Annotated in this window: 33 protein-coding genes and 2 pseudogenes; 9 read left to right on the top strand and 26 right to left on the bottom strand. The window is 52.7% G+C overall.

Annotated elements, in window-relative coordinates:
- The 8 genes from traB to traM all read right to left on the bottom strand — a co-directional run bounded on the left by traB (position 1) and on the right by traM (position 4,990).
- Entirely contained in the window at positions 1 to 1,362 is a 1,362-nt protein-coding gene (gene traB / locus HV350_RS25270; protein WP_071687486.1) for an F-type conjugal transfer pilus assembly protein TraB, read from the bottom strand.
- Positions 1,349 to 2,089 carry a type-F conjugative transfer system secretin TraK gene (gene traK, locus HV350_RS25275; protein ID WP_071687487.1) on the bottom strand — a complete coding sequence of 247 codons (741 nt, stop codon included), beginning with the start codon at positions 2,087 to 2,089 and terminating at the stop codon, positions 1,349 to 1,351. Before traK ends, traB begins: the two co-directional genes overlap by 14 nt.
- Positions 2,079 to 2,642 (bottom strand): type IV conjugative transfer system protein TraE, encoded by a 564-nt coding sequence (traE, locus tag HV350_RS25280; protein WP_071687488.1) that lies wholly within the window; start codon positions 2,640 to 2,642, stop codon positions 2,079 to 2,081. Before traE ends, traK begins: the two co-directional genes overlap by 11 nt.
- Before the next feature lie 19 nt (positions 2,643 to 2,661).
- Positions 2,662 to 2,967 (bottom strand): type IV conjugative transfer system protein TraL, encoded by a 306-nt coding sequence (traL, locus tag HV350_RS25285; RefSeq protein ID WP_071687511.1) that lies wholly within the window; start codon positions 2,965 to 2,967, stop codon positions 2,662 to 2,664.
- Between the two features lie 2 nt (positions 2,968 to 2,969).
- A complete protein-coding gene (traA, locus tag HV350_RS25290; protein ID WP_071687489.1) occupies positions 2,970 to 3,329 on the bottom strand; it encodes a type IV conjugative transfer system pilin TraA in 360 nt (119 codons plus the stop codon).
- A gap of 105 nt (positions 3,330 to 3,434) precedes the next feature.
- Complete coding sequence (locus HV350_RS25295; protein WP_164845037.1) at positions 3,435 to 3,602, bottom strand: hypothetical protein; 168 nt, start codon at positions 3,600 to 3,602, stop codon at positions 3,435 to 3,437.
- A gap of 216 nt (positions 3,603 to 3,818) precedes the next feature.
- Positions 3,819 to 4,100 carry a conjugal transfer protein TraJ gene (locus HV350_RS25300; protein ID WP_071687490.1) on the bottom strand — a complete coding sequence of 94 codons (282 nt, stop codon included), beginning with the start codon at positions 4,098 to 4,100 and terminating at the stop codon, positions 3,819 to 3,821.
- A 506-nt stretch (positions 4,101 to 4,606) separates the two neighbouring features.
- Complete coding sequence (gene traM, locus HV350_RS25305) at positions 4,607 to 4,990, bottom strand: conjugal transfer relaxosome DNA-binding protein TraM (protein WP_071687491.1); 384 nt, start codon at positions 4,988 to 4,990, stop codon at positions 4,607 to 4,609.
- A 468-nt stretch (positions 4,991 to 5,458) separates the two neighbouring features.
- On the opposite strand from traM, the gene HV350_RS25310 reads away from it, so the two are divergent.
- Complete coding sequence (locus HV350_RS25310) at positions 5,459 to 5,914, top strand: transglycosylase SLT domain-containing protein (RefSeq protein ID WP_071687492.1); 456 nt, start codon at positions 5,459 to 5,461, stop codon at positions 5,912 to 5,914.
- Between the two features lie 10 nt (positions 5,915 to 5,924).
- Here the strand turns inward: HV350_RS25310 and HV350_RS25315 are convergent, their stop codons facing one another.
- From HV350_RS25315 to HV350_RS25320, 3 genes are all read right to left on the bottom strand, one after another.
- Positions 5,925 to 6,455, bottom strand: a complete 531-nt coding sequence (locus HV350_RS25315) for an antirestriction protein (RefSeq protein WP_071687493.1) — start codon at positions 6,453 to 6,455, stop codon at positions 5,925 to 5,927.
- A 251-nt stretch (positions 6,456 to 6,706) separates the two neighbouring features.
- Complete coding sequence (locus HV350_RS26805; protein WP_256259396.1) at positions 6,707 to 6,829, bottom strand: hypothetical protein; 123 nt, start codon at positions 6,827 to 6,829, stop codon at positions 6,707 to 6,709.
- A gap of 18 nt (positions 6,830 to 6,847) precedes the next feature.
- Positions 6,848 to 7,057 (bottom strand): hypothetical protein, encoded by a 210-nt coding sequence (locus HV350_RS25320; protein WP_071687494.1) that lies wholly within the window; start codon positions 7,055 to 7,057, stop codon positions 6,848 to 6,850.
- A 134-nt stretch (positions 7,058 to 7,191) separates the two neighbouring features.
- Here HV350_RS25320 and HV350_RS25325 point away from each other — a divergent pair, with 134 nt between their 5' ends.
- Positions 7,192 to 7,494, top strand: a complete 303-nt coding sequence (locus HV350_RS25325; RefSeq protein ID WP_127663649.1) for a hypothetical protein — start codon at positions 7,192 to 7,194, stop codon at positions 7,492 to 7,494.
- A gap of 15 nt (positions 7,495 to 7,509) precedes the next feature.
- Here HV350_RS25325 and HV350_RS25330 read toward each other — a convergent pair whose 3' ends face one another.
- From HV350_RS25330 to ssb, 7 genes are all read right to left on the bottom strand, one after another.
- A complete protein-coding gene (locus tag HV350_RS25330; protein WP_127663648.1) occupies positions 7,510 to 7,965 on the bottom strand; it encodes a conjugation system SOS inhibitor PsiB family protein in 456 nt (151 codons plus the stop codon).
- 110 nt (positions 7,966 to 8,075) lie between these two features.
- Complete coding sequence (locus tag HV350_RS25335) at positions 8,076 to 8,402, bottom strand: theronine dehydrogenase (protein ID WP_071698816.1); 327 nt, start codon at positions 8,400 to 8,402, stop codon at positions 8,076 to 8,078.
- The gene (locus HV350_RS25340; RefSeq protein ID WP_071687496.1) at positions 8,399 to 9,127 is read right to left on the bottom strand and encodes a plasmid SOS inhibition protein A; all 729 of its coding nucleotides are present in this window, start codon (positions 9,125 to 9,127) and stop codon (positions 8,399 to 8,401) included. The genes HV350_RS25335 and HV350_RS25340 overlap by 4 nt, the downstream gene beginning before the upstream one ends.
- A complete protein-coding gene (gene psiB / locus HV350_RS25345) occupies positions 9,124 to 9,558 on the bottom strand; it encodes a conjugation system SOS inhibitor PsiB (protein ID WP_114141097.1) in 435 nt (144 codons plus the stop codon). Before psiB ends, HV350_RS25340 begins: the two co-directional genes overlap by 4 nt.
- A 42-nt stretch (positions 9,559 to 9,600) precedes the next feature.
- Entirely contained in the window at positions 9,601 to 11,652 is a 2,052-nt protein-coding gene (locus tag HV350_RS25350) for a ParB/RepB/Spo0J family partition protein (protein ID WP_127663647.1), read from the bottom strand.
- Between the two features lie 68 nt (positions 11,653 to 11,720).
- Positions 11,721 to 11,954, bottom strand: a complete 234-nt coding sequence (locus tag HV350_RS25355) for a DUF905 domain-containing protein (RefSeq protein ID WP_071687499.1) — start codon at positions 11,952 to 11,954, stop codon at positions 11,721 to 11,723.
- A gap of 51 nt (positions 11,955 to 12,005) precedes the next feature.
- The gene (ssb, locus tag HV350_RS25360) at positions 12,006 to 12,566 is read right to left on the bottom strand and encodes a single-stranded DNA-binding protein (protein WP_071687500.1); all 561 of its coding nucleotides are present in this window, start codon (positions 12,564 to 12,566) and stop codon (positions 12,006 to 12,008) included.
- Positions 12,567 to 12,899: 333 nt separating this feature from the next.
- Between ssb and HV350_RS26770 the strand changes: the two are divergent.
- Positions 12,900 to 13,042 (top strand): annotated as a pseudogene (locus HV350_RS26770) (hypothetical protein); the annotation flags it as partial.
- Positions 13,043 to 13,448: 406 nt separating this feature from the next.
- Here the strand turns inward: HV350_RS26770 and HV350_RS25365 are convergent.
- From HV350_RS25365 to HV350_RS25395, 7 genes and pseudogenes are all read right to left on the bottom strand, one after another.
- Entirely contained in the window at positions 13,449 to 14,012 is a 564-nt protein-coding gene (locus tag HV350_RS25365) for a class I SAM-dependent methyltransferase (RefSeq protein WP_071687501.1), read from the bottom strand.
- A 46-nt stretch (positions 14,013 to 14,058) separates the two neighbouring features.
- The gene (locus tag HV350_RS25370; RefSeq protein ID WP_071687502.1) at positions 14,059 to 15,441 is read right to left on the bottom strand and encodes a DUF3560 domain-containing protein; all 1,383 of its coding nucleotides are present in this window, start codon (positions 15,439 to 15,441) and stop codon (positions 14,059 to 14,061) included.
- Positions 15,442 to 15,492: 51 nt separating this feature from the next.
- On the bottom strand, positions 15,493 to 15,723 hold the full coding sequence (locus HV350_RS25375) for a hypothetical protein (protein WP_071687503.1): 231 nt from the start codon (positions 15,721 to 15,723) through the stop codon (positions 15,493 to 15,495).
- Positions 15,724 to 15,815: 92 nt separating this feature from the next.
- Positions 15,816 to 16,043, bottom strand: coding sequence for a hypothetical protein (locus HV350_RS25380; protein WP_071687504.1), 228 nt, complete (start codon positions 16,041 to 16,043; stop codon positions 15,816 to 15,818).
- 661 nt (positions 16,044 to 16,704) lie between these two features.
- A pseudogene (locus tag HV350_RS25385) lies at positions 16,705 to 17,038 on the bottom strand (DNA polymerase III subunit theta); the annotation flags it as partial.
- A gap of 309 nt (positions 17,039 to 17,347) precedes the next feature.
- Positions 17,348 to 17,674 carry a phage protein Gp27 family protein gene (locus HV350_RS25390; RefSeq protein WP_148731174.1) on the bottom strand — a complete coding sequence of 109 codons (327 nt, stop codon included), beginning with the start codon at positions 17,672 to 17,674 and terminating at the stop codon, positions 17,348 to 17,350.
- Positions 17,675 to 19,056: 1,382 nt separating this feature from the next.
- The gene (locus HV350_RS25395) at positions 19,057 to 19,245 is read right to left on the bottom strand and encodes a YlcI/YnfO family protein (protein ID WP_087816400.1); all 189 of its coding nucleotides are present in this window, start codon (positions 19,243 to 19,245) and stop codon (positions 19,057 to 19,059) included.
- Between the two features lie 143 nt (positions 19,246 to 19,388).
- Here HV350_RS25395 and HV350_RS26775 point away from each other — a divergent pair, with 143 nt between their 5' ends.
- The 6 genes from HV350_RS26775 (at position 19,389) to HV350_RS25425 (ending at position 24,898) form a co-directional block, all read left to right on the top strand.
- Positions 19,389 to 20,120 (top strand): hypothetical protein, encoded by a 732-nt coding sequence (locus tag HV350_RS26775; protein WP_249418047.1) that lies wholly within the window; start codon positions 19,389 to 19,391, stop codon positions 20,118 to 20,120.
- The gene (locus HV350_RS25405) at positions 20,117 to 20,407 is read left to right on the top strand and encodes a hypothetical protein (protein WP_054626414.1); all 291 of its coding nucleotides are present in this window, start codon (positions 20,117 to 20,119) and stop codon (positions 20,405 to 20,407) included. The genes HV350_RS26775 and HV350_RS25405 overlap by 4 nt, the downstream gene beginning before the upstream one ends.
- A gap of 235 nt (positions 20,408 to 20,642) precedes the next feature.
- The gene (locus tag HV350_RS25410; protein WP_181630727.1) at positions 20,643 to 21,170 is read left to right on the top strand and encodes a Mor transcription activator family protein; all 528 of its coding nucleotides are present in this window, start codon (positions 20,643 to 20,645) and stop codon (positions 21,168 to 21,170) included.
- 1 nt (position 21,171) lies between these two features.
- On the top strand, positions 21,172 to 21,786 hold the full coding sequence (locus HV350_RS25415; RefSeq protein WP_181630729.1) for a hypothetical protein: 615 nt from the start codon (positions 21,172 to 21,174) through the stop codon (positions 21,784 to 21,786).
- Position 21,787: 1 nt separating this feature from the next.
- Positions 21,788 to 22,381 carry a hypothetical protein gene (locus HV350_RS25420; RefSeq protein ID WP_181630731.1) on the top strand — a complete coding sequence of 198 codons (594 nt, stop codon included), beginning with the start codon at positions 21,788 to 21,790 and terminating at the stop codon, positions 22,379 to 22,381.
- Between the two features lie 33 nt (positions 22,382 to 22,414).
- Entirely contained in the window at positions 22,415 to 24,898 is a 2,484-nt protein-coding gene (locus HV350_RS25425; RefSeq protein ID WP_181630732.1) for a phage tail tape measure protein, read from the top strand.
- A 163-nt stretch (positions 24,899 to 25,061) separates the two neighbouring features.
- Here HV350_RS25425 and HV350_RS25430 read toward each other — a convergent pair whose 3' ends face one another.
- Positions 25,062 to 25,496 carry a DUF1380 family protein gene (locus HV350_RS25430; RefSeq protein WP_071687506.1) on the bottom strand — a complete coding sequence of 145 codons (435 nt, stop codon included), beginning with the start codon at positions 25,494 to 25,496 and terminating at the stop codon, positions 25,062 to 25,064.
- Between the last annotated feature and the right edge of the window lie 31 nt (positions 25,497 to 25,527).

Here is a 25,527-nt window from a genome sequence, read left to right on the forward strand (position 1 = left end):
TTACTGTGTGACGGTCTGCCCGGTTTCCGGGTCAACGGTGTCCCCCACCCTGAAGTCCTGCAGCTGCTTCAGCATGTCCGGCGTGTTCGCCGACATGACAGCAGGGGCTGACGGGGCAGCGGGTTGCGTTTGTTTTTTACGTGCGGCCGCTTTCGCGCGGGCTTCCTCCAGGGTTTCCAGCTGGAAGCCGTCCTGGAAAACCAGCGTGACTTCGTTGCCTGCACCAATCGGAATAACCGGGTGGTACTGTTCGGCACGTTTGATGTAGTAATCAGAGAGGGTTTTGGCGGCAGAGCTGACACCGCCGCCGAGTCCGGCCTGGCCAATATCAGCGGCACTCATACTGGCGGTGGCCCCGACACCCACGGTGGTACTGGAGGCTTTCTCGATACCCTTGCCGATACCATCCAGGAAGCCGGCACCGCCTGCATACAGCAGGATCTGGCCGTTACGCATGACCACTTCGCCCTTGATGCCGTTCTTGCCCATGAAAGACACATGCCCGGCAATCTTCTGGTCGATGTTGTCCTCCCCCAGCTTGCAGCTGATGGAGCGGGAACGGACGATGGCCCGCTCACTGGAGACATCCCCCCAGGCCTCCAGCGTCACAAAGCAGCCGGTCAGGTCGAATTCCTGGTCGTTGGGCATCTGGACCTTGCCGGTGAGACGCAGCTGCATCGGCGCGGTATTCTTGTCCCCCGTGACGGACGCATTCGCATCAGCCCCTTCCACCACGATGGCTTCGGCAAAGCTGCCGGAGGATATCCACGGGAAACGGGGCTTTTTCGGGCCGGTATCCGGGAGACTGAATTCCTGGCTGTCCATCATGCCCGGGCGGTTGAGTGGCTCCATCACGGGTGCGACCGGGGCCTGTCCGCCGCCTGCGGGCCAGAAACTGGTCGGCGGCGGCACGGCCCCGGCGGGTGCCGGTTTGCCCTGAGAAGCCAGCGCCCCCGGCAGCGGCTCGGCATTCAGGGAGTCAAAGTTTTTCCCGGCCTCAAGCTGGGTCTGCAGCAGCTTGTTCTCGTCTTCCAGCTCCCGGATACGGTCCTGCGAACCTTTCAGATCCCGCCCGATAAGGCCCATTTCGGTACGCAGCTTTTTAATTTCCGTCTGCGTTTCTTTATTCAGACGCTGGGCCTCGGCAATCGCGGAACGCTGGACCTTATTGTCAAAGGACTGGTTCACCACGCCGGTCATGTCCGGCGCGGGTTCCCCTTTCGGGGCTTTGGCTGGCGGGGCTTTTTTCAGGTTCATCTCTGAGACCATCCAGGTCCCGACACCGCCTGCGCCAATCCCGAGAACCAGCGCAATCAGCAGGGCAACCTGGCGGCGGCGGATGATTTTGTTAACGTTGGCCATCGCTGCCCTCCCCGCTCTCACGGATAACGGTGAGGGTCATGCTTCCGCCACCCAGAAGGGTCTGCGCATTGTTATCAAACATCACTGCCCGGATACCGGGCTTCCAGAAGTCCTGCTCCTGAAGCGCCACGCCCCAGGTATTGTTATTACGCAGGGTATAGCGGTCAGCACGCAGCCGGTCGCCGGCCCAGGCTTTCAGTGGCGTCACGGAAAAACCGCCCGGCACACGAACGCCGTCTGCCAGCGGCTTCACTTCACCATAGCCATCCGGCATCGTGCCGGACAGAACTGAACGGCTGAGGCTGATGAGCAGTGTTTCGTAAGCCTGCGCGGTTTCCCATTTGCGGGTTTCCGGACGCGCCGGCGGTTCAGCACTCATCAGACGGTATACGCGGCCTTCCCCTTTCACCGGCGTGGCCACCACAGAGAACGTCTGGCCCAGCGCGGTCTCCACATAGAGCGTGAACGCGCGGGTGGCCACCGAGGTGAACAACACACCGCCGGCAGAGGTCAGCTTTTTGTCGGCCAGCATGCCGCCCTGGGCGGTAATGGCCGTGACTTTATCACCGGGAATAAATATCAGGTTGGGGTCGGTATTGCTGATACTGAGCCGGAACTGTCCCCCCTGCGGGAAACTGATGGTCGCGGGAGACTGGGCCTGTGCTGCAAAGGGCACGGCGGTCATCATGGCGGTGCCCAGCCATAATGCCGGAAGGTTATTTTTCATTGGTCACCTCATAGAACCGGCCAATACGGGTAAAGCCGCCAGCGTATTTCAGGCGGAGACGGTAGGTTTTTAACTCTGTGGAGGGTTTTGCATTGCCAATCCACATCTTCTGTACCCCGCGAACATCGACGCGGCCGTCAACGGGATAGACATTGATTTCAGAGGCGTAAAAAACGGAGTTCACTTCACTGGCTTTGATTTGCGCCGCTTCTTCTTCAAGGACAGGCTTAAACTCTTCCCGGGCCTCCGGCTCCACAAACGAGAGCAGAAAGGCGTGGTTCGAATCGACGGTTTCGGGCGAGACATTAAGACGCAGGGCCAGGAAGGACAGCGTCATCATCCGGTAGTTTTCCGTATCAGATTTGGTTTCCGACACGGCAAACGGCGCGTTATAGGTCATCGGGGTGACAACCGTTCGCTGTTCGTGGATGAGTGCTCTGTTGGTCACGGCCAGCCATGCCACAGCAAAAGCCAGAATAAAGACCAGTGTCGTGAGTGACAGAATAAAAATGGCAATAATTTTGGTGGATGAATTACGAGCGCTGATTTCCATAATATGGCCCTGCGGTAATTTACTTGATCCATTTCCTTAAACTGGAATCGGGAATAACGCGGTAGACCACCCGGAATAATTCAGTGGGTAAATACCAGTAACACCAGTTGTATAACCAGCGGGAACTTTTTCCGCGTTTCGCCGCCCTGATCAGTTGCCAGATAATTGCCGCAATAATCAGACTGAATAAATATTTCTTGGTGAAAAATCCCCACACTAATACAACCGATGCGGGGATGGCTTCATCAAGGGGCAGTCCGATAATACGGTTCTGCTCTGACAGGGTTTTCGGGAAACGGTATTTATCTAAATCGTTTCCCTCCATCATCAGACAATAAACGTCAGACCAACCGTGGTGAAGACGATGACCACGACCAGACCCAGCAGGATAAGCAGGTTCTTGGTGCGGATATACATCGCCACACCGACAATCAGTTCGGCAATGATGATACACATCATGACGAAGGAGTCGGCCCCGAAGGTGGCTTTCACATCATCTTTACCCCCGGCCAGCAGGTCAGTGGCGTGGGCCATCTGTCCCACACCGAGTAACAGCAGCGGAGACAGCGCAGCCAGACGGGACAGCGCTTTTTTACTGGTCACACCACGCCATGCCATCTGGCAAAACTGCCATGCACGGTTTTTTACAGACGCGGGGAGGCCGCCTTTTGCAAAGGATAAATTCATAAAAAACTCCATTTATGTAATTTTAATAAAACACCCAGCGGTATTGACCGGTAAAGTCAATCCGGCACAGAACCATCAGATAAGGCTAATGACTCTGTAACAGAATCACTCCTTTAACCCTAAAGCCTCTTCAATTTTAAGTGCTGCTGTCTGTTGAATTGATTTTGAGTTTTTTTTTGCATTCTTTTTTAACTCTGCATACACAACACCATCCAGATATAGTTTTATAAACTTCCCTGCAGGACGGGGTTTAAGTGGTAAACCTTGAATCATTTTCAGCCTCACAAAAAGAAAAAGGGAACAGACATATGATGACGTAAAAAAAATAGGGTTGTCCAATTGAAGATTGTATTATTTTTAACCTCAATAAATGCATGAATAAAAAGAAGAAAAACGAAACACTGGAAAAGTCTGACAACCACAAATTGATCTAAATCAACGATAAAACGTGATGCGCGTCACATCACGTTTTTCATCAAATTCGATTAATCACAGTTCCGGCAGCAGTTCAATCCTTAAGTCGAGGAAGGAATGTAAAGCCAGTCGAGTGATGTACAAAGTCTTAAGTGCCTCATTAGAAGGTGCACCATACTGTGTGCATAGTTCCTTGAGAGTTTTATACACTGCTTGTGGCTTTGTATTTCTGTAATCAGAAATCTCCCTGACAGTCATTCCGAAAGCAAAAAGAGTAAAAACCTCGACTTGCGCATCATTAACCTCAGGAAAAACCTTGTGTAAAATTTCCATACGAATAGGATCGATGATAACCATCGTAACCTCCTGTTAAATGTGTTCAGGTTATTGGTGGCCAGCGATAACAGGGGTGGCCGCCCCTGTTATCGCGTTAAAGGCAAATCAATTTAAAATTTGATAATTGCCTCCCTTCTGACTGATTTGCCTTAAGTGAAATATATCGCAGCAGGTATACCCACTCAATCAATAACGGAATTACGGTTTGTTTTTTGACTGTAGTCACATAAAAAATGCGAAATTTTGAACGTATTTCAGTAATCCACCCAGAAGAAATAAAAAACCATCCGGTATCCTGGGCGCAAGAGAATTAAAGGTAAAGAAGGGGGTTTAATCTGATGTGAAAAATAAGAGCTTTCCTTTACACGCAAAACTACTATATATCCTAAAAACATTAATAGGGACATTAAGCATGAATACTTAATAATTAGAAATCAATATAATCACTAACGTTACCGCACCTGAATGATAAATATACTCTGCCGCCATGAAAGGCGGCATGAAGTCGGAGAGCAATATATCAGGAGTTAGTCTTTTTCTTCTTCAGCAAAAAAAATGCCCACCTGCTCATCCGCAAAACGCTCGATAGCTTTGCGCATATTATCCAGTTTGAACCCTCCATCACTTAATGATTCCTGAGATAATGTCCCCATTTTCATTATCTCCGTACACATCATCCTGACGCGAGCCATACTGTCCAGCATAACTTTGTTATATTCCATCTGGTTAAAGCCACTTTCTTTTTTCTCACGCTGTATCCGGTATACACGCAGACCAAGCTCTATTAACATTGAAGTGACCGAAGATACTGTTGCATCAACTTCCGTCGCACCTTCCTGTCTGCGCTCTGTAACCACAGACTCTATTTCTTCACGAACCTGATTACTGACAAAAGTTTGTATACGTGGCATAGAAGATCCTTTTTTAGAACAAAACAAAAAATTATTAAAAGGCAATTTTTAACATACATATCCATAGTATGTGGCGAGTATACCATTAAAAAAATCAGAGTATAGTCGCGAGTATGTAGCCCATAAAAAGCAGAGTATACTCGCGAGTACACTCTATATAACAACCTGAAAATGCTTAAATACTCTAATCAGAGTGTGATGAACACTCTGATTAGAGTATAGATAGAGTGTACTTATACTCTATTTTAAATCGCTCTGTTTAAAATACATCGTTAAAAAAATCATAACCAACTGTTTTAAAAGACAAATCATGCAAGATTAAATCTTGCGACGGGTGTGGGACTTTGATGTTAAGGAGCAGGCATACAGAAATATACCTGCCGGGAAGAATTCAGTATTTCCGGGCATTGCCGTTTTTTATCAAAAATGGCACTCTGGCTAAAGAAAAGGTAATGAGGAATAGCTGACGTGAGGAAAACTCTGATTACAGGACTACTGGCGATGACATTTTCTGTTAATGCGCAGGACTGTTTTGAAATGGCGGGAAGAGATTATCGGATCGAGCCGGATCTGTTACGGGCGATTTCGTTCCGTGAGTCGTCCTGGCGTGATAATGCGCTCAACGTTGTATCACAGAGCGAATATGCTGTCGGTAAGATGCAAATACACTCACAAAACTTTTCGCATCTGGCTCAGTTCGGGATCACTCCCCGACAACTTTATACTGACAATTGCCTTAACATTTACACTGGCGCTTACTACCTTGCCATTGCTTTTAAACGCTGGGGATACTCATGGCGGGCTGTAGGGGCTTATAATGCAGGATTTCGTGAAACGGAAGTACAGGAGAAAAAGCGCCAGCAATATGCAAAAGAAATTCAGGCAATTTATGTTGCCATCAAAAAAAATGCGCCACCAGAGTGACGCACCTGTTTTAATCGATAGCCCGCCATATCAATCCACGTTCCGGATGTTGAATAAGACTGACATAATCCTTCAGCGCATCCTGACGGGCGACAAGCTGTTTACAGACTTTCGCATATTTATCTCCCATATCCGCCGCCTGCCAGGACAGCCAGTTCATTATCATCAACGTTGCAATAATTCCTGCAGCATCAGCACTGACCTCTGACTCAAAATAATTACCGGGGACACACATGTTATAATGTTGTTCTCCTGCTGGTGCGATATACCCGGTTTGTGTTGTGGTGAAGATAATTCTGTTCGGGGCCACATTGCCACCAACACCCTGCGGAATGATCCAGTAATTCCAGAAGCCGCCATCATAATCTGAATGCTGGCGTAACCAGCTGGCGATCATATTGTCAGCGGATGGTGTAAAAAAAAGAGCAGGGATAAAATCAAGTCGTTCATCACCATCGGTTACACAATAGCGCTGAAATTTATCTGTTTTAAATTGTTCGGCTGATTCACGAGTGGCGGTTTTGACGTTAATGGTGTGCATTCAGGTTTTCTCCTTATGGATTTATTAAATCGTTCGACTTCATCACTGAGCGGCAAAGGGCAATGAATAAAAAGGCGTGCAGCGCTTATATACCCTTTTATTTATTCCTGGCTGATGCTAAAAGCAGCCCTCTGCGAATTGATGAAAGAGACAAACAGAAGAATGCCGGATGAGAGGTGACAGGCAGGAATAAATAATAATATGACAATTATGCGTCTGAGTAATATGTGCGGCGTGTAGCGCAGCAGGTATTACCCTGCGCCGCAGGCGCGCGGCCTTTGACAGCAGTCGGGCAGGTTAACGTCGAACGCGTTACGGGAATAGATATTGCGAACAAAACCATCAGTACGCAGGGTCATATTTTTACGTGTCATCCTCGTTTCCCCTCTCACTCAGGATTTGTTAAAAATTTCAGACAGTGCGCCACGGATGAAATACAGACAGGCATCTGTGCGAGTGAACTTATCGCCGTAATGCGCATGAGCTTCCTGCACACAAGCCACGTTGTAGTGCCCACGGTCGATAATCCGTGCCATTTTTTTCACCCATCTTTTGGTAGATTCTTTGGTGGCGGTTTTGACCTTGACGTTCTGTGTGTTCATCCTGCGTTTCCTCTTGTCTGGTGATTAATCCATCTTTCGGTGAGTTCCCTGGCGGCAAAGGGCAAAGTAGCGACGACGTACGGAGGAAGGAAAGGGGCGGAGACAAAAGTTTTTGCGGCCCCAGGCAAAAAGTTTTGGCGGAGTTTATATACCCCTTGGATGACGACACGGCGGTGCTACGACCAGCCCTCCGCCCGGGGAACTCACCGAAAGATGGATTACCAGAGGCAGGGAAAGAGGATGAACACACCCGACACGGCGGAACGGCGTGGCGACATCAGAGTGACGGCAGTCTTATCGCAGGCACGGTGAAAAGCGGCGCATCCGTTTACGGATGCAGCAAGCGAGGGGTTGGTGTTGCGACAGCCTGGGATGGACACCCGCTGCCCCAAAGGAGCCGGGCAGAGACAGCATTGCTGGCTCTGTGCGAAGCATGACAGCCCCGGTTCCCGTCAGGGAAGTCGCCCGGGAATGGCTGTGATACCCGCCTGTTCAGTAGCCAGACCTGCCAGCGTATAGTTTTTTTTATCCAGCACATCAGCCCGCAGCAGCAGACTGTTAATCAGAAAGGTATCCAGCACCGGCATTCTGTGCAGACATGTCATTCGTAGCCCGCTGGCAGACTGCAGCAATATCATCCAGTGGCCACAGGCTTCTCCGGGGCTGGTCAGCATGAAGAAGTGCCGACAATGCGGTGGTATATACCGCAGACAAACTGGCCATACTCCACCATACTCACAGAAAATTTCAGGTGAAGCCACCCAGCCCTCCGGCAAAAGCAACTCCCCCGCTACGGCCTGCGTCAGCACCTGACGTGACGACCAGCCATCAGCGCGAAATTGTTCAAAATCCCCGGGAGTCATGGAAACCAGCGCCGGTAATGTCAGTCCTGTATTCAAATTCGGCATCCCTCTATTACCTCTGTTATTACTGAATTCTGCATGCGCAGCATACCCGGTATCGTACCTGACTTCGCTCCCCTGCTCACTTTTGGGTCAGCAGGGGATAATAACCTGACTCAGCGGGGAGACTTTCCGCGGAAATACGCCGGGCGAGCTTCCAGTTCACGCCTGATAAATTCATCAGCAAACAACGGCGCGATACGGTTTACACGGCGTTCCAGATTCCGCCGACGGGCAGCCGCTTTCCGCTCATCACTCCAGCGCCGGACCTGCCTTTCATCCAGAAAATCGACACACACCGCATACCCTGCGCCCGCCACCCAACGGGACATCACCGACTCAGGTGCGGGCTGCCCTGCCTCCACCAATTCTGACACCAGTTCCTGCGGTCCGGGACACGGTGTCCGGGGCAGTCTCCAGCGCAACGAGTAACGCCACTTCATGCCTGACTCCGGTGCATCAGCTTGTTGGGGACCATCCAGCGCTCCAGTTGTCTGACCGGTTCCGGGCTTTCTTTAGCGAGGGCATCAGATTCAACCATCACACTCCAGAAGGGCTGATTCACCATCATCCAGCGTTCCATTGGTGCCAGCGACGGAAAACGCTCGCTCCAGCGCCAGAACATTTCCTCCAGGTCGTACTGGTGCAGTTCAGTACCCGACCAGCGGGCGCTCCAGCTGCTGACCGTTTCCGGGGTATGAAAAGCCAGCTCAATTTCCGCCTGCCCCGCCAGCGCCTGATACGCCGTTTCGCGCTGGCACGCCTCCTTCCGGCGCTGGCGGGTGTATTTTTCAGCCCCCAGTTCACTGTGCCGGCGGGTACGCTCCTGCATCTGAAACTTCGTTTCCGGGAACAGTCGCCAGCCATCCGACAGCGACAGGGGCAACCAGCAACACGCGCCCCGGCTTTCAATCAGCCGGTCGATAGCCGCCAGCCAGTCCTGTTTATTTCCCCGCAGAGACTGTCCTGTCAGCCCCGGAGAGAACCAGCCGATATCCTTTACGGTGACACGCTTACTGCCGTTCAGGATGCGGAAAAAGGCATGGGCATACGCAAACTCCACAACATGAGCACCCCTTTCATACTTGTGCTCCACCTCTGCGATGGCCTGCATTGCAGCACGACGCTCATGACTCAGGGGGACCAGTGACAAACTCGCCGGGATCATTGTGCACCCTCCATCGCCAGAACACTGATAATGCTGGCCTGACTGTAGCCATCGGCATCGAGGCGGGCGACGAGACTCAACGTGTGGCTGATAACCTCCGGCGACCAGGCTGGCAGCGTGCGCATAACAGAGAACGGGCGACCACTGGCAGGAATAAACACCACCATCCAGGACGGGCTGATATCACCGGGGCTGCACACTGCCAGGCTGAAATTGCCGTGGGAGGGTGTGAAACGGATCTGCACCGGGAAAAAACCGCCGAACTCGCTGCGGTACTCGCCGTTCAGGTCCCAGTGAACCGGGCAGTCAAGGTCACGCATCACGGCATGGGTCAGTTCGCGGCGTAAATCTTCGCCACCGTCGCGCCAGTCTTCAAACTCCTGGGGGATCATGGTGTTCAGTACATCGGGGGTAATAATGTTACGCATAATGTTCTCCTTAAATACCGCCCCGTAACGGGGCGGCCTCCGTTATCAGGCTGCGTCGTGCAGGGTGTGGGGGCTGTCTGCATCAAAAGCCGCATCGGGTGCATCAGTACTGCCGTTTTCAGTATCAGATACGTCGTTTTCTGCATCAGACGGGGATTTTTCTGCATCAGGGGCGCGCATCCAGACAGGCACCCATCGTGTACCGGAAAGACACTGTTCAGCATGGCTGGCGGCATCTCCTTTCTTCATACTCCCGATATCTGACGCGGCCCCTGACAGTCCGGCCTCTTTCAGCGCCTCCACAATCTGGTTCTTACTCAGCAGACTGAGGAAGTTTGCCGCCGTTGGCTGCCACCAGTCGCGCAGGTTGAACCCGATTGCCGTTTCAACGCCATCGAGGTCGCTCTGTGTCGTATGCCCCATTGTTCTGGTCTGCACGCCATCGACAGAACAGGCTGTACAGAAGACCATCAGGGACATCAGCATCTTTCCGTCAAGGGTAAAAAAGGTGGTGAAATCCTTTTTCCAGCCTTCCGGCAGCAGCGCCTCCAGACGGGCTTTTTCCTGCATCAGACACAGCCATGCCTGACCACTCTTTCCGGTCGGAGCCTCACTCGTGAGTCCGCTGTGGTGTACCTCCAGACGCATAACAAATGGATCACGGGTGGTGTTGCAATAGTCGAAAACGCAGGTACACAGCCGCCATACCATCAGGGCCACAGCTTTTTCGGGCTGCTGTACCAGGGCGGCCTGCACTGCCAGCGTTCTTTCTGAAGACATCTTTTTGAGCAGCGGGGCGCTGATCCCCTCCGTCACATCCGGCTTGCTGCTGACCACATGGAGGGAGCCGCCACTGCCATTATCTTCCTGCCCTTCTTTCGCCTCGTTCTGAGGCTTCTTCTGCACCCCACGCTGGACACAAAGCTCACCGTCATACAGGCTGACCACCACGCCACAGGCTGATTTCTGCTCCGGCGTCCACGCCCGGATCGATGCCGCATTTTCAATTTCGTCAATCAGCACCTGAATCGCGGCTTCATCCTCAAACGTTTCTGTGGCCTCCTGAGTGACGTACAGTTCATCAAGACGCTGCTGTTCGTCAGCGGTGTACTGTGCTTCCGGCTCTGGTAACAGCAGATAATGTTCGCGGTCATCACCGTAGTTTCTGACCGCGCCCTCCCGGGCCAGTGACCATGACCATCCTTCATGCAGTTCGATTGCCAGTGCGGCGGACTCAAGCTTCTCCTGCACCAGTCGTTCGACCAGCACACCGTCTGCCGTACCATCACCCTCCTGGGCGCTGAACAAATCCTCACGCACCACGCCCCCTGCAGACTCATACATTTCACGCCCGATAAACACGAAGCGGGAGTGGTTCACACCGATTTCGGTGTCCGTGATGGCGCGTTTAAGCATGTGCGCGGGGGCATAGCTGTGCTGCGCCTTCACACGCTCGTAAATCTCCACCTGACGCACCGGATCATTCTCCAGACTCAGTGCCTGACACTGCTCCACATCGAGCCTGTTCTCTGCCAGCAGGACGAGAAGTTCCGGGGCAAGGTTCGCCAGCTTCAGCATTCGCTGGACGTGGCGCGAGCTGTACCCCAGCTGGTCACCAATCTGCGCCGGCGTCTTACCCTGCTCAGACAACGTGCGAAACCCGCTGATTTGTTCTGCCGGATGCATCGCCGCCCTCTGGTTGTTCTCCACCATTGAGGCGACCACCGCCAGGTCGTCGCTGACGCGCTTGACGACAACGAGATACCCGGCATCGATGCGCTGTTCGCTGAGTAACAGTTGCAGGGCAGCAAGACGACGACCGCCCGCAGCAACGCCTGACAGGCCATCAGGCAGCGAGTGAACCACCAGATTCTGGATCAGGCCGACCGCGAGAATGGAGTCAGCCATTTCCCTGACACTCTCATCCGGGTACGGAATAATACGGACGTTCAGCGGGGATTTGACGAGCGCCGACAGCGGCACCATTTCAATCTGAGCGGCCTCAAGCGCCGCCTTAAGGGCTGCGGCTTCGGCAGGTTTAACCGTTTTTTTGCTGGTTTTCGCGGGGGTTTTTGCTTTAGACTCGGTTACTGACATAGTTGATACCTCACTGGATATTGATGACTGTCCGGCCCTGCGGAGTTAGCGCTCCGGCAGGGCACCTCTTACTGCTGTTTACGAATGCCGTAACGTTCGATGTAACGGTTAAGCCAGATCCCGGCATCCGCTTCAAAATTCCATGCCTGCCACACCATTTCGCCGTTCTGACGAACGACCAGGCGAAAATGCGAACCCTGATCGTCTTCGATGGCGACATTTTCAAACTGTGCCACCACTGCTTCCGCCTGTGCTCTGGTGAAGGTGTCATCTGGTAACGGTCCGGCGTTATAAATGCTCATATTTTCTCCTTTTACTGCCCCGCTGGTTGCGGGGCGTATTCATCATGCTGGTCAAAACGGGGCATCATCATCCATCGGTGGATAATCGTCCGGTAACGGCTGCGGCACCTGCTGAGACGGTGCGGCGCTCTGACGGCCTTTTCTGCCGCCCTTCGCTTTCGGGGATTTTTCAGGAGTGCCAGCTGGTTGTGACGGAGTGGCTGGCGTCTGCGGTTGTGCGGACTGCTGCTGCGGAGCCGTGCTCTGAGACTGACCGCCGTCACGACGACCACCCAGCATCTGCATAGTGCCGTTCTGTCCGACAACGATTTCAGTGACATAACGTGTCACGCCGCTGTCGTCCTGCCAGTTTCGGGTGCGCAGTTGCCCCTCGACGTACACCTGAGCGCCTTTGCGCAGATACTCGCAGGCCACTTCCGCGAGCTTGCCAAACAGCACCACGCGATGCCATTCGGTGTTTTCGCGCATCTCTCCGGTCTGTTTATCGCGCCAGGACTCCGAAGTGGCGAGGCTGAGGTTAGCGACCGCGCCGCCATTGGGCATGTAACGGACTTCTGGGTCCTGGCCCAGATTACCCACGATGATGACTTTGTTGATGCCGCGTACGGTCATGATGAATCTCCTTCCGTTTGTTTTGCTTTTAAAAACCATCACCCGTTGAGTTGCCGGGGCCGCGGTTTTGACGTTTTGCGGGGACCTGCTGAACACTCCCGCTGGTTATTACCTTCACCCGTTTGAGAGCCGTTCGCCGCAAGGGCGTAAACGACCACGGCCCGGTGCAGGTGTCCGGGGTGAGCGGTCAATTTTTTACGGTCTAATGAAGCCTGCGGAATGGCCGGAAAAAATTTATCGCGAAAGGCTTCGCCGTCCCTGGACAGCCAGGCGGGTTGTGGTTGTCTCAGCCCCGGCGAAAGGACTCAAAAGGGTGAAAAAACCAGGCAAGGAATGAGCAGGCCCCCGCCGCAACGACGGAAAGCGCGGGCGCGAAACGGCGTTGCGCCTTACAGCCCGGCGGCAGTTTGCCGGGGTGCGAAAAGCGCAGGAAACGGCGCGCCAGGGGCGGCGTGACCGGAACGGTCGCAGCAAGCCTGCTTTTGACTTTCGCCATCAGACCCTAGCCGTATGGCCCGAAACCCGCAGGGATTCGGCGGAGACTGGCAGGTGCGCAGCAACTGCCCTGGCGGAGTGGGGCTCGACGACTGGACAGCGCCAGCTGGCCAGGAGCCGAAGGGGGCCAGTACCCTGATATTTCAGATTTCAAAAACACAGGGAAGCAGCAGCATGAAAAGGAACCGGAACAGGAACAGAAAACATCACCCTGTGAAACAGCAGAGAAAGCTCTCACCCGACAGACAGTCCAGCCAAAGAGACCATGAACAGACGCGGATGGAGGGCGGCGGCGCGAAGCGCGGCCCCCTTCAGCGCCGCAGGCGCGCGGCTTTTTCCGGCGCGGACAGACGGGGGCGTCCTCCCCCGCCCGGCTCACAGTGCCCGTCAGTTCTGAATTCTGAGAAGGACGGTTGATACATCGGTATACGTGAATGTGCCACGCGGCAGCGGCTCCCAGACATCAGACAGGGGTTTCAGGATCTTCTGCTGGCGTGGCCCGTTCAGACAAACCGCCGTCAGTATTCCGCCTGATTCGAGCAGCGTTAAGGCGTGCTGTATGTGGCGGATATCCTGCGCATGCTGAAACGGCGGATTCATCAGGATTTTGTTCCAGAGGCTTCCCGGCTTGTATTCCAGAAAATCCCCGCACCGGACGTTAACGCCCGGAAACGCCGCTTGCAGATGTGCGGCTAACGCGGCGTTAAGCTCCACGGCGTCACACCGTGCCAGCGGGGCCACCTCCCGGATGGCCCGTAAAATGGCCCCCGTTCCGGCCTCCGGCTCCAGAATACGATCAGAATCGTTAAGCTCTGCCAGGTCAGCCATCTGACGACAGACCGGATCGGGAGTGACGAAAAGCTGCGAGCTGGCCCGGATTTCGGCCACGGGGGTGCGTCCGTCAAGTCTGGCCCGCATCGCCTGAATACGGTCCCTGAGTTCACTATGCATATGAATGGCCCTTACCTCCCCGGCGTAATGCCGGGGAGTCTGTCGGTTATTTTTGCGGGATTTCCACGGTTTTCATGTCGGTGATGTACACATTATCGAGCGTGTAACCGCTGGTCATGATGCGGCGGAAGCGGTACGCGCCATGCTCATCATTTTCAGCGACACCCCGGACCGACTTATAATCAGCCGGGGTTTTCGACCATTCGGCTTTTGTCATTTCGCGGAAACCCTCCCCCGGATAGTTAACGATCGGCGGGCGTTTCGCGGCCTGTTTTGCGGCGCGGGCTTCTTCCGCAGACGGGGCTTTATAGTCCGTGATACGGTCGGGGGTCAGTGTCATGGTCCCGTTGCAGCGCATAAAGCTGTAATACGGGGTGACAACCGAACTGACCGCGCCGTTACTTTTATTGATGCGGATGATGGTCAGCCACTCGCCCCGGCTCTGAACCTGCCCGCCCGGCTCAAAATCCTGGGTACGGGTGACCACGCCGCCGCTTTCGTCCAGCATGGCGCGTTCATAGGCCAGGCGGTTCTGGTAATGATTCAGCCAGCGCTGCTGATGGCGGATCGTGCGTTCATGATATGGGGCGGCAATGTCGCGGGCCTGTTCAAAAGTAATAATCTCATTCTCAAGCGCCGAATGCAGGGACATCTGGCCTTCGTACTGGCTTTTCTCCGGCGGGCGCGGGTATTTTTCCAGCGTGAAACAGGTGTAAATATGATCGTAATTGCTGATAAGCCGCGCCATTTTCAGATCCAGCGTCTGCGCCCGCCACATCGTCAGATATTTCTGCGCCTGTGCAATATTCCGCTCCGCCTTGCGCTTGTCCGCCTCGATTTTTCTGATACGACGGTAACGCACATCCGGGCGTTCTTTGTATTTCGCCAGACGCAGGGAGGCATGCGCCCGATCCTCCCAGTATTCCGCACGTTCAAAGAGCATCACGGCGCGTTTCATACCGTTCTCAATACGCTGCGCATCCCGTCGCGCGCGGCGTTCGCTGTGATGGCCTACCAGGATCGGCTGTCCGAACGGGATAACCGACGCCAGCGCATCCACCTGCGCGAGCGTCTGCTCTGACTCCCCGGCGCGTTTTTCGCTGTAGCCGCTGAAACGGTCGGCGCGTTGCTCCTGACGGTCAAACAGGGTGTTGTCATCGTCTTCAATATCTCCGGCAAGAGACAGAAGCACGTCCTCACGGGCTGGCGTCCAGGCTGGCGCGACAAACAGTTTCTGTTTCGGCGCCCAGCGAAAACCCACGGCGTGGATCTTCTGATACGTTTCATCATCCAGACGCAGCGCGGCATACAGGCGCAATTTGTTGTCATCCGGGGAGTATGTCGCCCGGTACGACTGCACGGGGCTGTCTTCAGACGCGGGCGGCGGGGTGATGCTGGCAGTCAGTGCCAGTGCGGTAGTCTGTGTCATGTGAGTTTCTCCTTCCTGTGGTTGCCGCCCCTCGCGGGGCGGCTCACCTCATCAGTTAAATGCGCGTTTCAGTTCAAGCGTGCGGAGTACCTGCCCGTAGGCGGTATTTGTCATCGCGGGGATATGTACCCCGCGCCCCTTGCGGATACGTCTGGCGATGTGTCGCCCGAATGCCTTTAACGCGGGATTAATTTCTGATGCCGAAATATCGGCCCGAATGATGCGCGTATGACGGCGGGGCTTTACAGCCTCTGCGGAAGGTGAAACAATAGTTACTGTCACTTTAGTTAACTCCTTATGGTAGTTAATGAAGCCGTAAAAACCGTTACAGCGATTTTTACGGCGTGGGAAAAGCAGGGTTTACCCTGCTTTTTTCATGTCTGCGGGTTGCTGCCCGTTCCTTCTGCCTCCTTCTGTACTTTGTCCGTAATGTCTTCGGGGTCGCCTAAAAACCAGCCGCTGACGGGTTGATAACGTTCGATAAATGCCCTGACAGCCCGCTTTCCGGTCACGGCGCGGATACGGGTAAACATCGGTATAACGCCCTGTGCATCGCGTCCGCTGAACGCAATCTGATAAACACGCATCGCCTGAGCCTGCATTTTTCTTCCTCCTGGTTTTTAAAGAACATCACCCGTTGAGTTTCGGGAGCCGCGGTGTTGACGTTTGCGGGAACCTGCTGCGCTGCTCCCTCTGGTATTTAACTTCACCCGTTTGAGAACCTTCGCCGCAGGGGCGTAAACGAGCACGGGCGATGGCAGCCGTCCTGGGCGCGGTTTACCGCGTGCCATTTACCCTGGACGGCTGACAGCGTTTGTGCTTGTCTCAGCCCGGGCGAAAGGGGCTTAAACGGTGAAAAGGCACCAGAAGTGGATGAGAGCAGGGGCCCGCCGCAACGTCGGGGCGCGGCACGCGAAACGGCGTTGCGCCTTACAGCCCGGCAGCCTTACCGCCGGGGTGCGAAAAGCGCAGGAAACGGCGCGCCAGGGGCGGCGTGACCGGAACGGTCGCAGCAAGCCTGCCGTTGACGTTGCGACAGCCTGGGATGGAAACCCGCTGCCCGAAGGGCCGGGCAGAGACAGCGTAGCTGGCTCAGTGCGAAGCATGACAGCCCCGGTTCCCGTCAGGGAAGTCGCCCGTCGTCAGCGAAATCCGTCAGGAAATATCGGCAGCAGGATGAAAGGAAACAGGAACAGGAACAGGAACAGGAACAGGAACAGGAACAGGAACAGGCAACGTATTATCACCGGCAGAAAAAAACCTCACACACTGGCCAGAAAAAACTATCACCCGGCATGAGAAAAATCCGGCCAGCGACAGGCAGAATGCTTCAGGACTGAAGCTACTTTTTAACCTCATCCTCTTTTCTGGCATATTCCGGGGCATTTTTGTCAGGCAGCTGCTCACTGAACTGACGGTAATAGTGCAACCGCCCCCAAAAATACGCTCTGAGATGTTCAGGCAGTTCTCTGACCACCAGTTCAGCGACCACCGGCATAGCCAGCCTTTCTTTATACGCCACGCCTGAAGCGACCAGGTCAATGGCCACCTTATCCTGCTCTTCTTTCGATGTTGCGGCGAGATTAAATCCGGACATCATATACTCCGACAGAAAGGGAAACCGGCGGTAAGTGTACGCAATCTGAGTCAGGGGGGGAAAAGGACGGGGAGCGGCGCGAAGCGCGGCACGAGTCCTTCCTCCCGCAGGCGCCAGCCTGCATGGTTTTTCGCGCGGGCTGACAGGCGGCATAACCACCTGCAATTGATTAGACATGAGATAAATAAAGGGTTATCCGTGAGATAATTATGGGAAGTTCTGGGGTGTAGTGGGTTTCAATGGAACGGTTTCTGTAAATCTGTTTCAGCTATTGAAACGAGGCCAAGACTCTTGCCCTGACCTCAAATTCTACTTTTCGAGCGCCCATTGTAAAATGGCTTCTGCGTATTCTTGCAGGCTAGCTAACTCTGCCTCTGGTGTTCGTTCCGTGGCAATGCGTAGCGCTTGTAATTTAAGGGTTGCATATTCGAAACGACTTCCGGCATGCAGCCCAAGAATTTCAAATCTATGCTTTGTTGCATAGCGGTGCAAGGAAGACCTTGCAATTGGGTACCCTTTGCTCTCAAGCCAAGCGACTATTTTATCGTAGTGACTGAAATTTGATTTCACTAATTCATTATTTAGCTCGTCTCTTACCTCAAGTGGCAAGGTACTTATAGTCATCGATCTGGGCATCACTTCCCCTCATGTTGAATGCTGAGTAAACATGATTAACCAGAACTGTTGGATTTGTTTCTAATGCACTTTAATCATCACGACATGCCAAGAAATAGCCGAGGTTCTAGCCGTCAGTGCCACCTTAAATCCAGCGTTACCGCAATAGCTTGGGCGGTGACGCAGACTCAGAAATGTTAAAGGCCACCGGGGGTGAGCCGGTGGCCTTACTTACGTTTCCTGACTGCTTACGGTAAGCAGGCCAGAATCAACTCAATAAAGGCAACAATCGCCTTAAGAGCGATGACAGCGATTTGAAGAAATCCCTTCATCCGTTTGCTCCACTACAGGAGCGCGGCATCATCGTTAAAGCCCTTCCACTGCCTGGTTAACGGTGTTGCATTGTTAGTGGATGCGTGACGCGCTCAGGTTGAGGCACTGGAGCGGCACCACCCGTAATCCAGCCAGGGCTTGAACACGTTTCACATGCCTGCGTTGTGTCAGAACGCGACACCCACTAACGCCGTGATTATAAGGGCATCAGCAGTGTAATCAAAGAACTGGAGTAAATAACGGACAAAAAAAAGCCCAACTGGTGAGGTCAGGCTTTTTTCTTTGGGTGCTTAAGGTGATGAATCTCTGTTCAAGGTAATGAGCCTCAACCAGAGCGCGTCACGCATCCACTAACAGGGATAAGTGTACTAACTAGGAACAGATGATGCAATCATCATTAGCTTATTGATATTGCCAGCCTTCAAAAGCGCCAACGTTGGCGCTTTTGAGCTACCCGATATAAGCACGAATCGAGAAAAGCGGTAGTTCAAGTCGTGAGTACTGGCTTAAACCCTGCTTTAGCGCAGGATTTCCATGAAACCCCATCGTAATTAAGGTGCAGGAATCCATCTTGTTATCTGTATTCCCAGCGCTGGGAATGATATTGCCAGCCTTACAAAGCGCCAGCGCTGGCGCTTTTGAAGCGTTAAATTTATACCAGTAAAGCGCCCCAATCTATATTGCCCGACAGTACTGAAACGGCAGGCGCTTGCCGTTTTGAGGGTGATTCCCAACGTTGGGAATGATTGAACCACCTGAAATGTCCCGGCGCTGGGACATTTGTGATCCGATGCCCTCAATCAAATGCGGTATTTGGAAACATGCCAGCGCTGGCATGTTTGACATTGCTCAGCCGACAGTGATTTTTTAAAGCGGTCAACGTTGTCCGCTTTGAACGCTGGATTGCTTCCTCCCAAAAGCGCAAGCGCCTGCGCTTTTGTCTGGGTAACGTAGCGCTCAACGTTAAGCGGTTTGGAGTAAATATGTTGTTTTTTACTGATGGAAAGCGGACAGCGCTGTCCGCTATGCTGAAAGTGTCCGACTTCTTTTTTACCGAACGGTACGGTAGTTCATCTCTTGGGGTCAACACCTCTACGCCTCAGTTCATTTCGAGCAAGTTCTTTAAGCCAGTTGCCTAAACTAACTCCATCTGATTTAGCGGCAGCATCAAGCTGCTCTCGTAGTTCTGGTGAGATACGAACATTAAACATTGGAGCTTTTCCCGCGCCTTTTAAACCTTTATCAATTTTAGTTTGCATACTTGAAGTGTATAGACCTTTGGTGTAATGTTTTCAGTAAGGGTCTATACACTATAACATGTGTAGGGATAAAGAAAGCGGCTCTGAAAGGTGATGCAACACCAGACAGAGCCTGACCATCACCGTTAATAAGGCTAACGACAATGGATACAAACAAGTTTAACCATTCAGACGCAACAAACCAAGCTGACACGATCAGTTTACTACTGACTAAGAGCAGTGATGCTCAGGCCGACGTGATAGATCTGATTCGTGCCGGGGTTCAGTTGCATTTTATCAAGAACAGTAATCCTCATGGTGGATTCATTAATCGGCTCTCTGAATTAGGGATTTCACACCGTGTCGCGCTTCATTCCATGCGAGTTGCCCTTAAGTTCGGTATAGCCAATACTCCCCGCGCCGCAATCGCCAAAACAGGCATAGGAAAAACGAAGTTATCACTACTTGCCCGGCTGGATGAAGTGACACTGGATCTCCTTGCCAGTGGCGGGGCATATAATGACCACACGCTTGATGATATTCTTCGTATCAGCGCCAGAGAGTTACAACAGATTATCAATTCAGGCAAGGATAGCTCTCAGGAAAGACAGTTGGTCGATAAACCGAATACAACTCCTCTGCCAGTTGATAGTAAATCCCCCAAAAATAACGAACCAATGCAATCTGTAAAAAATGAGGAAGGTAAAAAGCAATATTGCCGTGAATTATTCAGAGTGGCATTACGTTACTCCGGTGTAAATGAACTGGATATACTGACTAAATCCATTGAAGAACTGATTGCCTGTTCACTGGCAGATAAATACTGTCCCGGACTGAATGCAGCCAGTTATGAAGTTTATAATAAATTTATGATTAACCGGAGGGCTGCAAAATGAAACAGGCTGAAACTCAAAATACTTTCCGTGCGATGCCGTCATTTTCACAAGGTGCCTCTGATGATATTATGTTTTTAAAGACTGATGCTAATCAGGAGTTAATTTACGATTCTGCCACCTACCGACTTGATGCAGTTCGTAAGCTACTTGATTTTGCGTCAACATTAGGTACGGATAAATCATGTGCATCCTCTGATGTTTCGATGGTTACAGATGCTGCTGGCATACTGGTTACTGACGCTATGGCGTTGCTTGATGGATTGAGGAAAGGCAGACAACCTCAGTAATCTGGCGTAATCGAAGCCCCTCCTCTGAGGGGCTTCTTCATATCTAAAGTACATTAAAAAACATCCCCGCCCCAAAGCCATATTCTTAATCCACGTTAGTAACCCGCGCTCAAATGCTCTCTAAGCCGTTTTGAGGTGTTACTGGTGCATGTTCCAGTTTGTTACCAGTGAGATGCCCCATAAAGCTTTATAAAGGCTTTTCTGCGCACATCTTTATCGTTACCGGGGTGTGATTATGATTACAAGAGAAGGACTGTACACTTCATCCAACGCTCTTGGGGAAATGGGGGACGCTGTAGAAGCGTTTCTGGTTAGCAAGGGCTATGAGCAGCAACAATCATATCATGTAGCTAATGACGTTATTGCAGGCATAGCTGATGGTTTTGGCGGTTGTAATTTATATATGCCAAAAAATTTTGACAATGCAACTAAAGCTATACGCCTTCTTAATGAGGTTACAGCAACCATTGAAGGTGTGCTGGATACATTCCCATTTTTATCCGTTCAGGCTAAGCAACTTTCCACTGAGATTACTGAACACCTGCGAAAGTTATTTATGGGAAATAACTTCTATATAACTAACAGGGCAACAAGAAATTTTCATGACAGAAATGCGAAAATACTTTCTGATTTTTATCGGGGGGAATCCCATCGCGAATTATCAAAAAAGTACGGTCATTCTGTTCAATGGATTTATAAGATTATTGCCGATGAACGTAAGAAAGAAAAAGAGCAGCGTGTAATGCAACAAGGTCAAATCTAAAATGACAGATAGCAATATTGGTAACTGGAGAACGATTGAGATATTCCGGGCGGGAACGCATACCGCGATGGCGGGGCAGGAAATCAGCTTTTCCGACGAGGATATCGACAACATTGCAGCGGCCTATAACGGCTATCATCGCACGGGTTATGGTGCGCCGCTGTGTCTGGGGCATCCTGCCAGTAACAGCCCTGCCTATGGCGAAACCACCGGACTGATAAGCAAGAACGGCAGGCTTTTCGCACTGGTAAAACCGGATGATACCCTGCTGGGGCTGGTACGCTCAGGGCATTACAAGAAAGTGTCTGCGTCATTCTATAAACCCGGCGAGGCCAGCAACCCGGCAGGCACCGGAGCATGGTATCTCCGTCATATCGGTTTTCTCGGCTCACAGCCGCCAGCCGTTAAGGGGCTGGAGCAGGTGGAGTTTATGGAAAGCTGTTACCCGGTCTGTTTTGGTCACAATGAATCACACATTTATTTCTCAGAGTTCGACGGCATAGCCGACAGCAAGAGGGCAGCGCAGCACCTTTTAATAAAAGATGTAAGCGAAGCCTGCAACATCTCCTATTCCGAAGCGCTCACCCTCACCACACCTTTTATCTGGAGCCATTAAAATGAAACCTGTTATTTCCCTCATTGAAGCACTGAACGCCGTTAAAAATAATCTTGCCTCCCTGAATGAGCAGAAAGAAAAGCTCTCTCGTCGCATTGGTGATATTAATGGCGAAATCACCGCATTACAGGATATGCCGTTATCGCTTAATGATTACTGTTCCTTTATTCCTGAATATATTGAGCGATTCGGGCAGGGAGAATACCAGTCGTTTAAATATGCCCTTTGTAACTGTTCCGGTAATGAAGGGAACGCTGAGCAATGGGGCCGTCTGGAAAATGATTATGGCGACATTTCCGGTCTGCCCCGTCTGGTGGGGCTGGGTGGAAATCTCTCCCCGGCAGATACCGGGATGGCGGTTATGCGAAAGCTCTGCTTTTTCTTCCCGGAGGTGGTCGCCACCCGCCTGACCGAAGCGCTCAAAAAGGATAAAAGCGTAGCATGGGGCAATGACAAACTTCCGTCACTGGCAGACCGCCGTAAGACCGTGGCGGCGCTTGTCAGCGAACGTGCGGAGCTTGAAAGTGCACTAGATGCCGTCAGCCAGGAAATTGCCGGGATTACCGGAATCAGCGGCCTGTCCCTGACCGAATGACGCCCACCGAACCACTCACTACCGGAGTGAACCATGAGCAATAACTTTTCTGTTGGTGTGATGATTGGCGGTATTGTCGGGAGTAGCTTCCGTTCCGCCGTCAGCGGCACACGGCGGGCGCTGGATTCTCTCGGCGACACATCACGCCGACTGACGGAGCAGCAAAGCAGCCTGTCACGCGCCATGCAGCGTTATGGTCAGGTGGGTTCAGGCGTGGCTTCACGCCTGAACAATGACCTGCAACGGGTCGGCAGAACGCTGGAGCAACTAAACCGCCAGCAGTCGCGCCTGTCGGCGGCGTCTGCCAATACTGACGCCCTGAGAGCTAACCGGATGGCGCTCTACGGTCAGGGGATTGAGACGTGGGCACAGGCCAAAGTGGCTTACAGCCTTGTTTCCCCGGCGATTCAGCAGTCAGCCACGTTCGACGACAAGATGATTGATATGTCAATCACCGCGAAATATGACGATAAAACCCGCGCCAGTCTGGGGCAGCAAATACGGGGCTGGTCGCTCAAGTACAACCAGTACCAGAGCGACTTACAGGACGCCGTAGGCTCGCTTATCGGTGACAATATCGACAGTGTGTCCGAAATCGGCAGCTTCATGCCCAACATAGCCCGCGCCGCTACTGCCACCCGTACCACCGGGACGGAATGGGCGAAGGTTGCCGCCGTCTGGAAAAACTCGCTGGATGGCAGCGCTAAAGATTTTGCCAAAGTACAGAACATCATGGCTTTTGCAGGCGACCAGGGGTCTTTTGAAATCCCCGATCAGGTCAAATGGATGCCGTCCCTTGCCCCTATGATGCGCGGTATCGCCGAAGGTAAAGATGCAATGGCGGAAATCGGAGCCAGCTTACAGATTGCCCGTATTGGTGCGGGATCGTCTGACGAAGCCGCCAACAACTTCCGTAACTTCCTCACCAAGATTTTTGCCAGTGACACGCAGAAACAGTTTGCCAATATCGGGATTGACCTACAGAGTTCGCTGATGGCCTATAAGTCTGCGGGCGTCTCGCCTATTGAGGGCATGGTAAACGTCATTGGCAGGTATCTGGAAGCCAAAAGCCCGGAAGCACTGGCAGGCTTCAAGAAGGCAATGAAAATCAAGGACGACAGCTCCCGCGACCTTGCATTACAGGAACTGGCAAAAAACTTTGGTTTGGGTGAGATGTTCGCCGATATGCAGGTCATGGCGTTTGTCCGTCCGATGCTCGCCAATATGGACAAATACCGCGAAATCAGGGCGGGCGCACTCAAGGCAGCGGATAAAGACCTGCTGGCCTCGTCCTACACGGAACGGCTTAAATCACCGCTGGAGGCGACCAAAGCGCTGATGGTCAGCACCCGAGAGCTTTCTATCACCCTCGGCAGTCAGCTATCTCCCTCGTTCGTATCCATGACACAGCAACTGATTCCGGTGATTCATTCCACCGGGCAATGGATAGCGCAACACCCCGGCATTGTTCAGGGTGTGGCAAAAACCGTGGGTGCATTGCTGGGCCTGAAAATCGCCACTGTCGGGTTGAAACTCGGTCTTAATCTGCTGGTATCACCGTTCGCCGGATTGTGGAAGAACGCCGTACTGCTGCGCACTAACTGGCTGTTGCTCAAAACAGCCCTGAGTGATGGCGGTAAGCTGCGCTGGCTGGCTACCGGGTTCAGTGCCGTGGCGAAAGGAGCCGGGACGCTGGGTAAAGCGCTGGCGGGTGGGCTGTTCAGGGGCGTGATGGTCGTTGCAAAAGCTTTCCTCTGGTTTGGACGAGCGCTGCTGATGAATCCCATAGGCATTGCGATAACCGTCATTGCCGGAGGTGCATATCTGATTTACCGCAACTGGGGCGCAATAAGTCGATGGTTCTCACAGCGATGGGAGGAAGTCAAAATGGCCTTTAACGGCGGGGTTCTCGGTGTCAGTAAGCTAATCCTGAACTGGTCGCCGCTGGGGCTGTTCTACAAGGCGTTTGCGGGAGTCATGAAGTGGTTTAACATCGACCTTCCCGGCCAGTTTACGGAGTTTGGCGGTCATCTGATTGATGGACTGGTGAACGGTATCAAAAACAAGTGGGAGTCGCTCAAGAATACCGTCACCGAGATGGGCGACAGTGTTGGCGGCTGGTTCAAGGAAAAGCTGGGGATTCACTCGCCAAGCCGTGTCTTTATGGGCTTCGGGTCGAACATCGCAGAGGGGGCGGCGATTGGTATTGGTCAGTCTGCATCGCTGGCGCTGAAAGCCTCCTCGCGGCTGGCTGATATGATGGTGCCGGATGTACCGAAAGTACCCCCCGTGCTAGAACGCTATATGCTCGGCGACCTTACCTTACCCAGAGGCCGGGACTCGCATTCACCAGCAAGCGCAAGCGGCGGGATTAACGTCATTAACAATATCTATATTGATGGCAAGAACAAGTCACCAGCACCGGATGTGGCTAATGCGCTTAAGCTGTCCATTCCTGAGATTGAAAGAGCACTTGAAGCTATCCTTGCCCGTAAGCGCCGGGTTGCTTACGACTGATAATCAGTAATTCCTTTGCAGTATCTGAAAAGCCGCACCGTGTCCATTTATCTCACGAATTGCGGCTTATTTATCGCGCGGTGGATCATGCAATCATGCTTACCTGCCCTGTCCTCCCTGTAAGATAAAGTGACCGCCGATGTACACGGCGCACTAATATCTGTCAGTAGTTCCCTTCGGTCTGGTTATGGTGAGGAATATTTGCGGAAAGCAGGTATCGCAACGTATCCAGTGCGGCTTCTTCTTCGGCGGCCCTGTCCTGCGTCTGGTAACGCGGAAGGTTCATTCCGGCTTCCATCAGGGGCAAAAGCGTGCGCAGCATATCTTCAGGGATGGCAATCTGGCGCGGGGGACGCTGTGCGACTAACTCGCGCAATACGCCCTCAACAAAGTTCTGGCCAATACCATCACGCCAGAGCGAATCACTGTCCGACTCGCCAATGGCGCGCAGTACGGCCTGTGTGTCATCAGCGGTCGGGTTAAACTCCGCCCCCACTTCGCGCACATCGTCTTCACACCAGACGATGACGGCTATCTTTTCGTTGTTCTCGTACACTTTCAGTAAGTCGCAGCAGATGGTGCTGACGGTTCCGTACATAACAGTCTCCCTTAAATAAATGAATGTCGCT

The organism is Citrobacter sp. RHBSTW-01013 (assembly GCF_013781985.1).
Classification (GTDB): Bacteria; Pseudomonadota; Gammaproteobacteria; order Enterobacterales; family Enterobacteriaceae; genus Citrobacter; species Citrobacter braakii.

What these genes read in the sequence shown, in the direction of transcription:
- traB (WP_071687486.1), bottom strand. Translation starts at nt 1,362, where the DNA reads ATGGCCAACGTTAACAAAATCATCCGCCGCCGCCAGGTTGCCCTGCTG.
- traK (WP_071687487.1), bottom strand. Translation starts at nt 2,089, where the DNA reads ATGAAAAATAACCTTCCGGCATTATGGCTGGGCACCGCCATGATGACC.
- traE (WP_071687488.1), bottom strand. Translation starts at nt 2,642, where the DNA reads ATGGAAATCAGCGCTCGTAATTCATCCACCAAAATTATTGCCATTTTT.
- traL (WP_071687511.1), bottom strand. Translation starts at nt 2,967, where the DNA reads ATGGAGGGAAACGATTTAGATAAATACCGTTTCCCGAAAACCCTGTCA.
- traA (WP_071687489.1), bottom strand. Translation starts at nt 3,329, where the DNA reads ATGAATTTATCCTTTGCAAAAGGCGGCCTCCCCGCGTCTGTAAAAAAC.
- HV350_RS25295 (WP_164845037.1), bottom strand. Translation starts at nt 3,602, where the DNA reads ATGATTCAAGGTTTACCACTTAAACCCCGTCCTGCAGGGAAGTTTATA.
- HV350_RS25300 (WP_071687490.1), bottom strand. Translation starts at nt 4,100, where the DNA reads ATGGTTATCATCGATCCTATTCGTATGGAAATTTTACACAAGGTTTTT.
- traM (WP_071687491.1), bottom strand. Translation starts at nt 4,990, where the DNA reads ATGCCACGTATACAAACTTTTGTCAGTAATCAGGTTCGTGAAGAAATA.
- HV350_RS25315 (WP_071687493.1), bottom strand. Translation starts at nt 6,455, where the DNA reads ATGCACACCATTAACGTCAAAACCGCCACTCGTGAATCAGCCGAACAA.
- HV350_RS26805 (WP_256259396.1), bottom strand. Translation starts at nt 6,829, where the DNA reads ATGACACGTAAAAATATGACCCTGCGTACTGATGGTTTTGTTCGCAAT.
- HV350_RS25320 (WP_071687494.1), bottom strand. Translation starts at nt 7,057, where the DNA reads ATGAACACACAGAACGTCAAGGTCAAAACCGCCACCAAAGAATCTACC.
- HV350_RS25330 (WP_127663648.1), bottom strand. Translation starts at nt 7,965, where the DNA reads ATGCCGAATTTGAATACAGGACTGACATTACCGGCGCTGGTTTCCATG.
- HV350_RS25335 (WP_071698816.1), bottom strand. Translation starts at nt 8,402, where the DNA reads ATGAAGTGGCGTTACTCGTTGCGCTGGAGACTGCCCCGGACACCGTGT.
- HV350_RS25340 (WP_071687496.1), bottom strand. Translation starts at nt 9,127, where the DNA reads ATGATCCCGGCGAGTTTGTCACTGGTCCCCCTGAGTCATGAGCGTCGT.
- HV350_RS25350 (WP_127663647.1), bottom strand. Translation starts at nt 11,652, where the DNA reads ATGTCAGTAACCGAGTCTAAAGCAAAAACCCCCGCGAAAACCAGCAAA.
- HV350_RS25355 (WP_071687499.1), bottom strand. Translation starts at nt 11,954, where the DNA reads ATGAGCATTTATAACGCCGGACCGTTACCAGATGACACCTTCACCAGA.
- ssb (WP_071687500.1), bottom strand. Translation starts at nt 12,566, where the DNA reads ATGACCGTACGCGGCATCAACAAAGTCATCATCGTGGGTAATCTGGGC.
- HV350_RS25365 (WP_071687501.1), bottom strand. Translation starts at nt 14,012, where the DNA reads ATGCATAGTGAACTCAGGGACCGTATTCAGGCGATGCGGGCCAGACTT.
- HV350_RS25370 (WP_071687502.1), bottom strand. Translation starts at nt 15,441, where the DNA reads ATGACACAGACTACCGCACTGGCACTGACTGCCAGCATCACCCCGCCG.
- HV350_RS25380 (WP_071687504.1), bottom strand. Translation starts at nt 16,043, where the DNA reads ATGCAGGCTCAGGCGATGCGTGTTTATCAGATTGCGTTCAGCGGACGC.
- HV350_RS25390 (WP_148731174.1), bottom strand. Translation starts at nt 17,674, where the DNA reads ATGCCCAGATCGATGACTATAAGTACCTTGCCACTTGAGGTAAGAGAC.
- HV350_RS25395 (WP_087816400.1), bottom strand. Translation starts at nt 19,245, where the DNA reads ATGCAAACTAAAATTGATAAAGGTTTAAAAGGCGCGGGAAAAGCTCCA.
- HV350_RS26775 (WP_249418047.1), top strand. Translation starts at nt 19,389, where the DNA reads ATGGATACAAACAAGTTTAACCATTCAGACGCAACAAACCAAGCTGAC.
- HV350_RS25405 (WP_054626414.1), top strand. Translation starts at nt 20,117, where the DNA reads ATGAAACAGGCTGAAACTCAAAATACTTTCCGTGCGATGCCGTCATTT.
- HV350_RS25410 (WP_181630727.1), top strand. Translation starts at nt 20,643, where the DNA reads ATGATTACAAGAGAAGGACTGTACACTTCATCCAACGCTCTTGGGGAA.
- HV350_RS25415 (WP_181630729.1), top strand. Translation starts at nt 21,172, where the DNA reads ATGACAGATAGCAATATTGGTAACTGGAGAACGATTGAGATATTCCGG.
- HV350_RS25420 (WP_181630731.1), top strand. Translation starts at nt 21,788, where the DNA reads ATGAAACCTGTTATTTCCCTCATTGAAGCACTGAACGCCGTTAAAAAT.
- HV350_RS25425 (WP_181630732.1), top strand. Translation starts at nt 22,415, where the DNA reads ATGAGCAATAACTTTTCTGTTGGTGTGATGATTGGCGGTATTGTCGGG.
- HV350_RS25430 (WP_071687506.1), bottom strand. Translation starts at nt 25,496, where the DNA reads ATGTACGGAACCGTCAGCACCATCTGCTGCGACTTACTGAAAGTGTAC.